The following is a 12,494-nucleotide window of genomic DNA, read 5'->3' as shown; positions in this document are numbered from 1 at the left end:
GTCTAAGCCGGTCGCGTCACCACTTGCCATTCGGCCTGGTGTCGCGGCTGCCATCCAACGGGTCGACGTCACTGTTGGTTTCCTTCGAGCGCCGGTTGAGTTCCTCGCGGCGATCCTTCTCCTCCTGGGTTTCATCCGCGTACGGATCTTCGCGCTTTTCTGGAGCAGGCGTGGAGTTCGGATCATTGCCTTGATCGGGCTTCGGCTGGGGCTGACGGGTGCCGCCACCCTGGCCATCAGAATCGTCCTGTTCCCCGTCCTTTCGATCCTTCTGACCGTCAGGCAGCTGGTCATTCGCACGATCGCGCTTAGGTGAAATGCGGTCATTTGTCTGATCCGCCGGCGAGGACTGCTGATCGGACTGCGAATCAGAACCGGAATCAGAGTCGGAATCTGAATCTGAGCCGGAGTCCGAATCCGATCCGCCACCGCTTTGCGACTGGTCGCTGCTTTGCGACTGGTCACTGCTCTGGGACTGATCACCGCTTTGGGAATTATCGCCACTTTGTGACTGATCGCTTTGCGGCTCGTCACCACTTTGAGACTGGTCACCACTTTGCGGCTGACTGGTATCATCGGGCGCCCGGCAGATCTGAATCAGTTCGAGCGCCTCGTCGTAGGTATCACGCGCGCCCAGATGATCACCCTGAGCTTCCAGCCCGTCAGCCATGATCTCTTTTCCAACGGCCAGGTTATTCCTGACCATGCATTCATAGGAGTAAGGCTCGATCGTGCCGTCCTCGTTCTTGACGGCCTTGGGCACCAGCTCGAACGCAGTCGACAACTGAGAAACACCGCCGTCAACCTCGCCTTCAGCCAGGAAAGTCGTGCCCTTGTTGTAGAACGCAAGCCACCGCTCCGGTCCGCGCTGAGTGACCGTCATCTGACCGTCGTAGCCGCCCATCGCTTTGTCGTAATTTCCGGAGCGGTATGCCACCCCAGATGCGTGCGACCACAGTGTCAATCCGATCAGGAATGCCGCTGCCAGCAAGACGATCAGCATGAGCGGCAACGTCCACCACAATAATGCGAGCGACCCGCGGGCACGGGTCTTCGACGCAGCTTTACCGACAGAGCGCCCACCGTGCGACGACGCACCTGCACGCGAAGGATGCGCGCTGGCATCGTCATGTGGAGCCTGCGCACTGGCGCCGCCCGCAGAGGATTGCGGACGAGCAGAGTCGTACGGTGGCTGATCAGATGACATGAGCCCTCCTCATCTTGCGCATGCGGGCCACGATTGCCGAGGCTTCCCATGCCAGCAACACGGCAAACACCAATGCGAACGGCCAGACGTAGTAGCGGTACACCTCAACTGTGTCACGTGACTCCGATATCAGCTTGCCCTCAGAGTTGAACTGAGCAGCATGGTCAATAATCGACCCGTTATCGGGCGAATGGACATAGTCAGCACCGAGCTGACTGGCGACCTCACGCAAGGCACCTTCATCCGCAGATGAGATCCCGTCCCTGGAAGGGTCCTGTGGGTCGGGGATGTAGCCGGACTGGGATTGATCGAGTGAACGCGCCTTCATCCGGCCCCCCTCGGCAGTTCCATACCCGATGACCAGCGCACCGTCACATGCCTCTGCCACTGAACGCCAGTCCCCAACTCCCTGCGAGGCATCCTCGGTGTTCTCCCCATCGCCCATGACGACGACATAGCGCGAGTTTCCGCCGCGCGATTCCTGAGCCTTGGTGAGGTAGCTGCGCAGGTCACTCACAGGGCGCGCCAATGATGAGCCCTGGGACGAGGAGGACAGTTCCTGGCCCATGCTCTGCATGTACGAGTCGATCGCGCCGATGTCGCTGGTGACGGGCAAAACCCGCTCAATGTCACGATCCCACGTGAAGATTGAGAACCTGGCGGCAGGCATGTGGTCAACGATCGTGGCAATATCCGCTTTGACGCCGTCGAGGCGCGGCAAACGGTCAGGACCATAATCTTCGGCCGCCATCGATCCGGTGCGGTCGATAACGAACCACAGTTCAACATCCGAGGTGGTGCTGTGCGACTCCTGCTTGATGGACGGGCCGGCAAGCATGAATGTCATGAGTGAGACGATCAGAAGGCGGCGAACCAGATTCACGCGCGAACTCATCGCACGTCTGCGAGCGCCCCAGACGCACAGTGCCACGCATGCAATAAAGAAGATGGCGAGGACCCACAGGGAGACAATGGGGCGGAAAATCACGCGTCTATCTCCTTCGCCTCAGCTCGGTTGCCTGGTGCGCCGACCCGTTCCCACAAGTGGAAACCTCCTGCGAAGAATGCTCCCCGTGAAGATCGCTTCCGCCACAGGGGACTTCTCGCGCAGAAACTCAGGTCTGCAAGTACCACAGTAGCGGAAATCTGAAAATTGGAACATCCATCACGACCCATGATGCTCAAGTCGTTTTCCATCCGTTACGCTCGTGTCATCACATGTGCCTCACCCTTGCGCGAGTACATTGGGGCGACCCACAAAGAAGCGCCCGACCAGTTTCGACTTACATGCCCCACGTACTGCGAATAGCCTGGGCAAGCATGCGGGTTTCGGTGACCAGGTCCGTGCCGAACACGGTGGCCTTGTCTTTGTCGTGGCACGCTCGGGCCGCCAGCCACTGCACCTGCAGCCCGTCAGAAAGAGCTACCAGACAGCGCGCGAGAGATCGAGACGGCGCATCCGGTCTTACAGTTCCCGCTTTCTTCCCCTCATCAAAAGCGCGGGTCAACATTTCAATCGTTGTGGCGAGGTGACCGGTAAACCATTCATGAGCCGGATGCTCATCGCTCACGGCAGCGCCACTCATCACCGAGTAGAGCGCCACCCCGGTGGGATCCTGCACATTCCGTTCAATCAGGTGCACCCACTGGTCAAGGAGCTTCCACGGGTCGTCGGTCGAATCGAGGAGGAATTCCTCGTGAGTTTTCTGGTCACGCTGGGTCAGAACGGCCGCGAAAAGCGCATCCTTGGACGGGAAGTAATGCAGCAACCCGGCTTTGGAGATCTCCGCTGCCCGCGCGATCTCCGCCAGAGATGTTCCCGCATATCCCTGATGAGCGAAAAGCTCGACCGCCTCGTGCAGGACTCGGGCGCGCTTGTCTTCACTGCCGGCGGGAGGACGTCCCGGCTGACGGCGCTTTCGTGGTTCTTCGCGTGTGGCCATAGTGTGATTGTTCCCCGAGGATGGCTCATTTTCAATCACCATGCGCAGCTCACCGGTTTTCGACATGCTGTCACGCTACAAAACAGCAACAAAGCGACCATATTGCGGGCGCCAATGCCTCCTCACGCTTCACGCTGACACAATGGGAACGTCCCACATGAAGGAGTGACACTGGCAATGAGTCCACGTGACACCATGATCGTCGATGCACCGTGCGGCCCCGTGCAGGGTATCTGCCGGCCAACATCCCACCCTGGATCCGACTCGTGGGCGTTCTACGGCCTTCCCTTCGCGCAGCCACCGACCGGTCCTCTGCGTTTCCTCGCCCCACGGCGCCGCTCACCCTGGGAGCAGCCCATCGACGCCACGCGCCCCGGCGCCACTGCGCAGAGGCATGCGCTCCTTGATGTCACCACCATCCCTGAACCGTCAATCGCCGGCGATGACACGCTTCTGGTCAACGTTTTTACGCCTCATCCCGGCCGCACCGATGCGCGCGCACCCGTCATGGTGTGGATCCACGGCGGTGGATACGTCGCAGGGTCTCCCTCGTCCCCCTGGTACGACGGGAACGCCTTCAACCGCGACGGCATCGTGACGGTCAGCGTGTCGTATCGCCTTGGCTTCGACGGTTTCGGCTGGGTCGACGGCTCCGATGCGCCCACGAACAGAGCGCTGCTCGATCTGATCATGGCGCTGACCTGGGTGCGAGACAATATCGCGAGCTTTGGCGGTGACCCCGATAACGTCACCGTGGCGGGTCACAGCGCGGGAGCAGCCTGCATCCACGCACTCATGGCATCCGGGCAAGCCGAGGGACTATTCCACGCCGCCATCTGTCAATCTCCCCTGCCCATCACGCTGACCGTTGACGACTCTCACGTCACGGCCGTACACATGGCCCTCGCAGCGGGTATCCCCGCCACCCTCGACGGTTGGTGTTCCCTGAGCGAGGAAACCATCTACTCCGCTCAACAGCACCTCATCATCGCGCTAGGCGAGACGGCGCAGATGCAGGTTGACGCTGACGGTTGCGATCCGCTCACCATCGAATGCCCGCAGCGTTCCCCCTTCGGCCCCGTCATCGGAGACCCGGTCCTGCCTGATCATCCAGCCGCAATTGCGCGCACGCCCGGCCACGCCTCGGTGCCACTGCTGATCGGTTCGACGGCGCACGAGTTCGCAGGTGAAAACGACACAGGCACTAACCCGGCCACCACCGAGCAGGCCGCAGCCATTGCCTCCGCTCTGCAGACGTGCGGCTGGACCGCGGACGATGCCCGCCGATTCGTCGCACGCTGGAGCGCCTTGCGCGACCCTCGCCAGATCCTGAACCAAGCGATCAGCACCGAGCCGCTCGTCCACGCCCCGCTTCGTCGCTGCCTGCAGTCCAGGGACGAGGGTGGCGCTGCTACCTGGCGCTACTGTTTTCAATGGCCGTGGCCGCGTCAACTCTCCCAGCACTGCTTCGATCTGCCGTTCTCATTCGATGTGCACCACAATCCAGAAGCTCAGACCGCGTTGGTACGCTTCCCCACTGACATCGAGCCGCCGCAATCCGCGCTCACCACGCTGCACAACAGTTTCGACGCGCCGGTTTATGACGGGGAACTGGATGAGGACAGTCTCTCCATGCATGAGGACTGGGTGTATTTCATTCGCCACCACAGTGCGCCATGGCCGCGGTGGGATCCGCATTCCGCGCAGGTGCGCCTGTACTTCTAGCGACCGGCAGCGTCCACGTTTTCAGCGCCATCTGCGCCCGCACTCTCAGCAACCACACGTGACAGTGGCGCCGCGGTCCCCTCGTCAATGACCCTGACGAGCGGTAGTGGTGCTAGATGCGCATCCATGCCGCCAATGCAAGCAGGCCGAGCAGGCACCAGCCGCCGAACGACAAAGCACCTTCAGGCCGGTCCGTTTCCACAACCTCACCCGTTGACAGTTCGGCGGTCTGCTCATCCTCGATCTCCTGCACCACCGAATCTGTCAAGCTCGGGTCACCCAGCGCGTACATCTGCCCACCGGTGCGTTCGACCTGCTCCTGCATCTCTTCTGCTTCACCGAAGCTCAGGGACAGGTCCGGGTACAGGCCCGTGACAGTCACGCCGTACTCGATCGCCAGGTCAGTGGCCTCCTGCAGGGTATACAAAGGCGTGCCCTGAATCATGTTGTCGGTGGCGAACAGGACCGTGCGTGAGCGCTCCTTGTCTGTGTGGTCGAAGCCGTACACACAGGACGCCAGGCCGTCACCCGACTGCGAGGAGACGATGTCGGAGGTGTCCGGATCAGGGTCGTTGGGGTCAATATCCCAGATCTTCGGGTCATTGATGTGGCGGAATAAACGCTCCACCTCCGGTGTCATGACCCAGAAACTGTCCGGCATGTTGAAGTTGCCGGAATCGATCGTGTCAATAATCTCGGCAAAGACTTCATGCACCATGTCGTAGTCATCGGTCAGAGGAAACACAATCCAGGAACGGCCCGACCACAGCTGCAGGGAGACACGCTCGCCGGCAAATCCCGACACAATCGAATCGAAGGTTTCAATGATCTGCATGTCGTATGGCAGCATCGACCCTGACGCATCCAGGCACATGATCATGTCACGAGACTGCACGCTCTGGTTATCCACTCGCCGATCAACCGGCGATGCCGCCACCACGGCAGTGCTCAACGTCAAACCCAGCAGCAGCATCACCACACCCAGCAACGCCAGGCGCGAAAGGTTTTGCAGCTGGCGGTACTTCGGCAACGTCCGCACGAACCCACTGTTGGCAACCCACGCTTCGTGGCGGTGAGCGCGCGACCGGTCACGAAAGAAGATCCAGCTGGTCAGCGCCCCTAAAACGACAATGCCGATGACGACGGCAATAAACAGTGGGAATTTCATGAGTCCACCACCCGCCGCGCCTGAGCAATCACGGCACGCGTGTCAGCCTGGTTCTCCTCCTGGAACGAGGGGTCTTCGCACGCGTTCAGCACGTCAGCCAGCTCTGTCCACGTGGGCACCAGCTGGCGGATCTCTTCAACGGTGGCCACTTCCAGGTCACGCCCCGTTCGCTGAGTTCCCAGCGCACGCATCAAACCGGCAACGGCCAGGTGCACGCCGCGTGTGTCCAGGTCGCCCTCGTCCTGCCGGGCGGCAATCTGCGTGAGAAGTTCGTTGTAGCGTTTCTTTTCGGCCTGTGAAATCGTCATCAGTTCGGGGTGGTCCGCTTCGCGCGCATTGCGCCACCTCCACAGGCAGATCGACAGCCATGCAATGACCAGCAGGATCAGGACGCAGCCGGTGATCCACATCCAATGCGGGTAGGTCAGCGTATCCTGCAGCGAATCAGTGGGCACGACCGCTCCTTTCAAGCGCTGTGACAAGGGCACCAGGCACCGCCGCAACCGAATCCATCGACACCTGAGTGACCCCCACTCGCGCCAGCATCTCCGACACTGCCTGCTTGCGTTGACGCGCCACGATCGCGGCCTGCTCCGCCAGTTTCTTGTCACCGATGACGAATTCAGGCAGCTGACCGGCGTTGACGTCGATCACTTCAGTCCCTTTCGGCAAGGATGCCGCCAGCATGTCCCCCACCTGCATGACGATCACGCGGTGACGCACTGTGAGGCGTTTCAGGGCCTGCTCATCGGACAACTGCGGGCGCGTCTCATCTGTCACGATGACGATCAGGGATCGGCGGCGGGTTGCGGCGAACGCCCTCGTCAATAGCCTGTGCATGTCCGAGGGAGGCGCTGTCAGGTCGATGTTCGCCTTGAGCTGGCGCAAAATCATCTCCGCATGCTGGTTGCCGGAGCGAGCGGGCACGTGCCGCAAACGACGTGAATCGCCCGCAACCATACCTACCTGGTCGCCGCGCATGGAAGCCAGCCACGCGACAATGCGGCACGCTTCCAGGGCAACTTCGTTCTTTGACTCCCCCGAAGGTGCGAGGGCGCCCATGGATCGCCCGGCGTCGACCACCAGCATCATCTGCACGTTGGCGGTTGCTTCACGACGCTTGACGATGGGTTCCCCGGCTCGGGCGGTCGCTTTCCAGTCAATGTCCTTGACATCGTCGCCGCGCTGGTAGACCGCCATGTCACGAAACTCCATGCCCCGCCCGGTTCGTTCGGACGAGTGCCGACCTTCCATCACCGACAGGAGACGCCGCATGACAGGCAATTCGACGCGAGTGCCGATTGCCTGGAGCGTGCCGCGAGACGTGCCTGATGCCATGATGCAGATCCTTCTGGGTGTTTACGGCACCGGGACGGCGTTGAAGACAGAATCGATCAGGCGATCCACGTCCACACCGTCAGCGATCGCATCATAGGTGCGGATCATGCGGTGACGCAGCACTGCATGGCGCATCGCTTTGATTTCCTCAGGGGTGACGTAGTTGCGACCTGACATCAAGGCGAGGGCCTGAGAGACGCGCATCAGGGCGATACCGCCACGCGGGGAGGCTCCTACGCGCAGCAGTTTGCTCACCGGCTCGACGTAGCGAGGACCCTGGCCGCGCGTGGTGTTGATGATGTCAACGATGTAAGCCTTCAGGGTGTGGTGAATGAAGACGCGGTTCGTCATCTTCTGCAGCGTTGTCAGATCCTCGAGGCTGATCGGTTCTTCCTGGATCTGCGCATCCATCGTGCCCGCGTCGATGCGTTCGAGGACTTCGAGTTCTTCACGAGGCTGAGGGTAGGTGATAATCTGCTTCATCAGGAAGCGGTCCATCTGAGCTTCGGGCAGAACGTAGGTGCCTTCTTCTTCGATGGGGTTTTGCGTAGCCATGACCATGAAGGGTTTGGGCAATGGGTAGTTCACGCCGCCGATCGTTGTCTGAGCTTCCTGCATGGCCTCGAGCATGGCTGACTGGGTTTTCGCTGAGGAACGGTTGATTTCGTCCAGGAGCACGAGGTTGGCGTGAACAGGTCCGAGCTGCGTGACCATTTCGCCTGTCGCCTGGTTATAGACCTGCGCGCCGATAATGTCATTGGGCATGAGGTCAGGTGTGCATTGGATACGCCTGAAGGATCCGGATACTGCTGAAGCCAGGGTCTGGGCTGCTGTTGTCTTGGCCAGGCCAGGGACGGATTCAAGCAGGATGTGCCCGCGTGCCAGCAGTGACGCGATCAGTGCACGTCGCAGGTCATCCTGTCCCACCACACGGGAAGCGAAAATGCGTTCCACCCGAGACAGCAGGTCTCTGGCGTGGGAGAGTTCCTCGTCAGTCAGATAGTTCGGGCTCTGGCTCATGAACAGTATCTTTCTTCTTCAACTGTGCGATCGACGCACTCATTGTCTCACTTTGGTTGATGCGCCGCTGAGGCTAGTCTACGTTCGAGAAGATCACGATGGCTAGATAAAGACGAAGGGGCCCGTCCGGTTTCCCAGACGAGCCCCTGAACGTTCAGGCTGCGAGTCTCACTGGGAGACTACGCACCACCGATCTGCGGGTTCTGCAGATCGCATCGTCACTTGGCAGCTGCAATGCGATCGCGGAACTTCTTGAGCTGCTCGGTAATTTCTGCCGGCAGATGATCACCGAACTGTTCGAAGTACTTCTCGGTATCATCCATTTCGGCTTCCCACGCCTCAGGATCGATGAAGAACAGCTTGTCCCAAGCCTCTTTGTCAAGATCGAGTCCTTCAAGGTTGAAGTCCTCGAACTTCGGGTACAGGCCGGTGACGCCTTCGATGGCTTCGACCTCGCCGGCTGCGCGGCGAACGATCCAGTCGAGAACGCGGGAGTTGTCGCCGTATCCCGGCCACATGAACTTGCCGTCCTCGTCCTTACGGAACCAGTTGACCTGGTAGACCTTCGGGAACCTGTCGCCCAGTTCCTTCTGCATCTCCAGCCAGTGGCCCCAGTAGTCAGCCATGTTGTATCCGCAGAAGGGCAGCATAGCGAATGGGTCGTGGCGCAGGGAGCCGACTGAACCTTCAGCAGCAGCGGTCTGCTCGGATGCAACGGATGCACCAATGAACACACCGTGTGCAGGCTCGTACTGCTCAGCAACCAACGGAACGTTGGAAGCGCGGCGGCCGCCGAACAGGATTGCGGTGACCGGCACGCCTTCTGGTGCTTCCCAGTCGGGGCAGATGATCGGGCACTGCGATGCTGGAACCGTGAAACGTGAGTTCGGGTGTGCTGCCGGTGCATCGGACTCCGGCGTCCAGTCCTTGCCGTGCCAGTCGATCAGGTGCTCAGGCACGTCGCCGTCGATGCCTTCCCACCACACGTCGCCATCGTCAGTCAGTGCAACGTTGGTGAAGATGGAGTTGGCCTTGGCGGTTTCCATTGCCATCGGGTTGGTCTTGTAGGACGTTCCGGGGGCAACACCGAAGAAGCCGGCTTCCGGGTTGATGGCGCGCAGGGTGCCATCGGGACCGGGGCGCATCCATGCGATATCGTCACCGACGGTCTCAACCTTGTAGCCGTCAATGGTCGGCTGCAGCATAGCGAGGTTGGTCTTGCCACATGCTGACGGGAAGGCAGCGGTGATGTGGTACTGCTCGCCGGTCTTCTCAGAGGTCAGGCGCAGGATGAGCATGTGCTCCGCCATCCAGCCGTCGCGGCGAGCCATCGTCGATGCAATACGCAGCGCGAAGCACTTCTTGCCCAGCAGAGCGTTGCCGCCGTAACCGGAGCCGTAAGACCAGATCTCGTTGGTCTCAGGGAAGTGCGTGATGTACTTTTCGTCGTTGCACGGCCACTCGGTATCAGTCTCGCCCTCGGCAAGCGGCTTGCCGACGGAGTGAACTGCAGGAACCCACGGCTTGCCCTCGTTGATGAGGTCCATAGCCTTGGCACCCATACGGGTCATGATGCGCATGTTGCACACAACGTACGGTGAGTCGGTGATCTCAATGCCGAGCTGAGAAATCGGGCCACCCAGCGGTCCCATGGAGAACGGCACCACGTACATGGTGCGTCCCTTCATCGCGCCGGTGAACTTCTCCTTCAGAGTTGCCTTCATCTCCTTGGGATCTGCCCAGTGATTCGTCGGGCCGGCGTCTTCTTCCTTCTCGCAGCAGATGAATGTGCGGGATTCGACACGGGCGACGTCAGACGGCAGAGAACGAGCCAGGAAGGAGTTGGGGCGCTTCTCTTCGTTCAGACGCGTGAACATGCCTGAGTCAACCATCTGCTCAGTCAGACGATCCCATTCTTCCTGGGAGCCATCAGAGAACTCGATGGCATCAGGTGTGGTCAGAGCAGCAATCTCGGCCACCCAACTCACGACGTCTTCGGGAGCATTTGATGGCGCTGCGGAGCGGACATCTTGTTCGGTCACGGACATACTTTTGCCTCCTGAGGCACTCGGTACTCCAGGGCGCGGTCACGCCCTCGATCTACGATCCCATCATCTCGCACCATAGGGGTTTTCGCTAGGGCGAATAGTCCCACCGCTGGTGTGTCCGACTCCACATTCACCGCCGGTTTGGCGCACGATTCCGCGCCAGCCTTAGAATAAACGCGTGCGAAAATCCTTATTTAGCTCGCCAGCACACCTGCACGTATGCGCGAGGATTTCGCGAAATTAACTGCTTGTGTGAAACTTGCAGCGATTTGCCCTAATGTTAACTATGTCTGACAGACATGTGAATACTGGGAGTCCGTATGCCTTTACGTAAGTCCGATGGGCCGTCGTTTTTCGATCTACTCACTAAGCAAGCAGCACTTTTAGTATCAGCTGTCGATCTTCTGGGATCCATGCTCGGCTCACTGCCCCTGGAGCGAGTCGCCCTCCGCGACAAACTTCACGAAATTGAACACGAGGCAGATGAGCTTAACCATGCGTTAACGAAAAAGCTCAATATGTCGTTCGTGACCCCGTTCGACCGTGAAGACCTCGGCTTCCTTGCCGGTCGGCTCGACGACTGCATGGACTACATGGACGAGGCTGGCGACCTGATCGTGCTGTACGGCCTCGACGACATTCCCGAGGACGTTGCCACGCTCCTCGCAGCACAGATCAACGTTCTGGTGCGCTGCGCAGATCAGACCGCGACCGCTCTGCCCGGCCTGAAGTCTCCACTTGACCTGCGTGACTACTGGGTGGAGATCAACCGCCTCGAAAACGAGGGTGACAAGGCCTACCGTCACACTCTGACAGCACTGTTCGACTCCTCTCTGGATCCAGTCACCATCATCAAACTCAAAGACGTCGTGCAGGTTCTTGAGCGAGGAACCGACGCATTTGAGGACCTCGCCAACGGTATTGAAGCCATTGCCGTGAAGGAGTCCTGAAGCGGTGGATCTCAATCTGATCCTTGTCGTAATGGTGATCGTCATCGCCCTGATTTTCGACTTCACCAACGGATTCCACGATGCTGCCAACGCAATCGCGACGTCCGTGTCGACCCGCGCGCTGACCCCCCGCGTCGCCTTGATCATGGCCGCCGTCATGAACATCTTCGGCGCGCTCATGGGCACGGAAGTAGCCAAGACTATCGGTGAAGGCATCATCGACATCTCTCACTACTCTCTGTCAACGGATACGGGTCTGCAACGCGAGGGCCTCGTCATTGTTCTGGCAGCCCTGGTGGGGGCCTGCACGTGGAACCTGATTACGTGGTGGTTTGGGTTGCCGTCCTCGTCATCGCATGCGTTGATCGGCGGTCTGGTCGGTGCCGGGCTTGCGTCCGCGACTGCCGTGAAGTGGACCGGCATCGTGCAGCACGTCATCGTCCCCATGTTTGCCTCCCCCGTCATTGGCTTCCTGCTGGGTTTCATCCTCATGAAGATTGTGCTGTGGCTGTTCGCAAACTTCCCGTATCACCGAACGATGCGTAACTTCCGTCTGGCGCAGACACTGTCAGCTGCAGCAATGGCATTGGGTCATGGTCTGCAGGATGCTCAAAAGACGATGGGTGTCATCGTCATGGCCCTCATTGCGGGCGGCTACGGTGAGACCCACCAGGTGTTCGACCCTGCCACCGGCGACATGCAGATTCCTCTGTGGGTCAAGCTCGCCGCTGCAGGCGCAATCTCGCTGGGCACATACTCGGGCGGCTGGCGCATCATGCGCACCCTGGGCCGCAAAATCATCGACCTGGATCCTGCACGCGGTTTCGTTGCGGAGACCATTTCTGCCGCCGTGCTCTACCTGTCGGCGTTCGTCTTCCACGCACCGATTTCGACGACGCACACCATCACCTCGGCAATTCTGGGCGTGGGTTCAACCCGGCGATTCTCAGCGGTGCGCTGGGGCGTGGCTGGAAACATCGTGATCGCATGGTTCCTCACACTGCCCGCTGCGGCGGCAGTGGCGGCAGTGATGTTCTTCGCCATCCACGGTCTGGTTGGCATCGTCTAGAAGCACGTACGCTCGCTGCGCAGCCC

The 12,494-nt window shown here is 60.1% G+C and carries 12 protein-coding genes; 3 read left to right on the top strand and 9 right to left on the bottom strand.

The window, feature by feature from the left end; genetic code table 11:
- Window positions 1-16 precede the first annotated feature (16 nt).
- From AC1EJZ_RS02325 to AC1EJZ_RS02315, 3 genes are all read right to left on the bottom strand, one after another.
- Window positions 17-1,207: a hypothetical protein gene (locus AC1EJZ_RS02325; RefSeq protein ID WP_092648848.1), complete on the bottom strand. Its 1,191-nt coding sequence runs from the start codon at window positions 1,205-1,207 to the stop codon at window positions 17-19.
- Complete coding sequence (locus tag AC1EJZ_RS02320) at window positions 1,197-2,195, bottom strand: VWA domain-containing protein (RefSeq protein WP_092648849.1); 999 nt, start codon at window positions 2,193-2,195, stop codon at window positions 1,197-1,199. Before AC1EJZ_RS02320 ends, AC1EJZ_RS02325 begins: the two co-directional genes overlap by 11 nt.
- Window positions 2,196-2,490: 295 nt before the next feature.
- Entirely contained in the window at window positions 2,491-3,216 is a 726-nt protein-coding gene (locus tag AC1EJZ_RS02315; RefSeq protein WP_058237322.1) for a TetR/AcrR family transcriptional regulator, read from the bottom strand.
- Between the two features lie 111 nt (window positions 3,217-3,327).
- On the opposite strand from AC1EJZ_RS02315, the gene AC1EJZ_RS02310 reads away from it, so the two are divergent.
- Window positions 3,328-4,875, top strand: a complete 1,548-nt coding sequence (locus tag AC1EJZ_RS02310) for a carboxylesterase/lipase family protein (protein WP_480293875.1) — start codon at window positions 3,328-3,330, stop codon at window positions 4,873-4,875.
- On the opposite strand, the gene AC1EJZ_RS02305 is transcribed toward AC1EJZ_RS02310, so the two are convergent.
- The 6 genes from AC1EJZ_RS02305 to AC1EJZ_RS02280 form a co-directional block, all read right to left on the bottom strand.
- Entirely contained in the window at window positions 4,872-5,003 is a 132-nt protein-coding gene (locus tag AC1EJZ_RS02305; protein ID WP_480293874.1) for a hypothetical protein, read from the bottom strand. The genes AC1EJZ_RS02310 and AC1EJZ_RS02305 overlap by 4 nt on opposite strands.
- Entirely contained in the window at window positions 4,988-6,043 is a 1,056-nt protein-coding gene (locus tag AC1EJZ_RS02300; RefSeq protein WP_480293873.1) for a vWA domain-containing protein, read from the bottom strand. Before AC1EJZ_RS02300 ends, AC1EJZ_RS02305 begins: the two co-directional genes overlap by 16 nt.
- Complete coding sequence (locus AC1EJZ_RS02295; protein WP_058237325.1) at window positions 6,040-6,498, bottom strand: hypothetical protein; 459 nt, start codon at window positions 6,496-6,498, stop codon at window positions 6,040-6,042. The genes AC1EJZ_RS02300 and AC1EJZ_RS02295 overlap by 4 nt, the downstream gene beginning before the upstream one ends.
- Complete coding sequence (locus AC1EJZ_RS02290; RefSeq protein ID WP_058237326.1) at window positions 6,488-7,381, bottom strand: DUF58 domain-containing protein; 894 nt, start codon at window positions 7,379-7,381, stop codon at window positions 6,488-6,490. Before AC1EJZ_RS02290 ends, AC1EJZ_RS02295 begins: the two co-directional genes overlap by 11 nt.
- A 21-nt stretch (window positions 7,382-7,402) precedes the next feature.
- Entirely contained in the window at window positions 7,403-8,401 is a 999-nt protein-coding gene (locus AC1EJZ_RS02285; RefSeq protein WP_058237327.1) for an AAA family ATPase, read from the bottom strand.
- Window positions 8,402-8,619: 218 nt separating this feature from the next.
- A complete protein-coding gene (locus AC1EJZ_RS02280) occupies window positions 8,620-10,449 on the bottom strand; it encodes a phosphoenolpyruvate carboxykinase (GTP) (RefSeq protein ID WP_058237328.1) in 1,830 nt (609 codons plus the stop codon).
- A 320-nt stretch (window positions 10,450-10,769) separates the two neighbouring features.
- On the opposite strand from AC1EJZ_RS02280, the gene AC1EJZ_RS02275 reads away from it, so the two are divergent.
- On the top strand, window positions 10,770-11,399 hold the full coding sequence (locus AC1EJZ_RS02275; RefSeq protein ID WP_058237329.1) for a DUF47 domain-containing protein: 630 nt from the start codon (window positions 10,770-10,772) through the stop codon (window positions 11,397-11,399).
- 4 nt (window positions 11,400-11,403) lie between these two features.
- Window positions 11,404-12,468, top strand: coding sequence for an inorganic phosphate transporter (locus AC1EJZ_RS02270; RefSeq protein WP_070727788.1), 1,065 nt, complete (start codon window positions 11,404-11,406; stop codon window positions 12,466-12,468).
- The last annotated feature ends 26 nt before the right edge of the window (window positions 12,469-12,494 follow it).

The organism is Pauljensenia sp. C0170B5 (assembly GCF_056590195.1).
This window is presented reverse-complemented; position numbering and strand designations above follow the sequence as displayed.

Excerpts from the sequence above, each read along its gene's own strand:
- AC1EJZ_RS02325 (WP_092648848.1), bottom strand. The coding sequence starts at position 1,207 with ATGTCATCTGATCAGCCACCGTACGACTCTGCTCGTCCGCAATCCTCT.
- AC1EJZ_RS02290 (WP_058237326.1), bottom strand. The coding sequence starts at position 7,381 with ATGGCATCAGGCACGTCTCGCGGCACGCTCCAGGCAATCGGCACTCGC.
- AC1EJZ_RS02280 (WP_058237328.1), bottom strand. The coding sequence starts at position 10,449 with ATGTCCGTGACCGAACAAGATGTCCGCTCCGCAGCGCCATCAAATGCT.
- AC1EJZ_RS02300 (WP_480293873.1), bottom strand. The coding sequence starts at position 6,043 with ATGAAATTCCCACTGTTTATTGCCGTCGTCATCGGCATTGTCGTTTTA.
- AC1EJZ_RS02315 (WP_058237322.1), bottom strand. The coding sequence starts at position 3,216 with ATGTCGAAAACCGGTGAGCTGCGCATGGTGATTGAAAATGAGCCATCC.
- AC1EJZ_RS02305 (WP_480293874.1), bottom strand. The coding sequence starts at position 5,003 with ATGGATGCGCATCTAGCACCACTACCGCTCGTCAGGGTCATTGACGAG.
- AC1EJZ_RS02285 (WP_058237327.1), bottom strand. The coding sequence starts at position 8,401 with ATGAGCCAGAGCCCGAACTATCTGACTGACGAGGAACTCTCCCACGCC.
- AC1EJZ_RS02275 (WP_058237329.1), top strand. The coding sequence starts at position 10,770 with ATGCCTTTACGTAAGTCCGATGGGCCGTCGTTTTTCGATCTACTCACT.
- AC1EJZ_RS02310 (WP_480293875.1), top strand. The coding sequence starts at position 3,328 with ATGAGTCCACGTGACACCATGATCGTCGATGCACCGTGCGGCCCCGTG.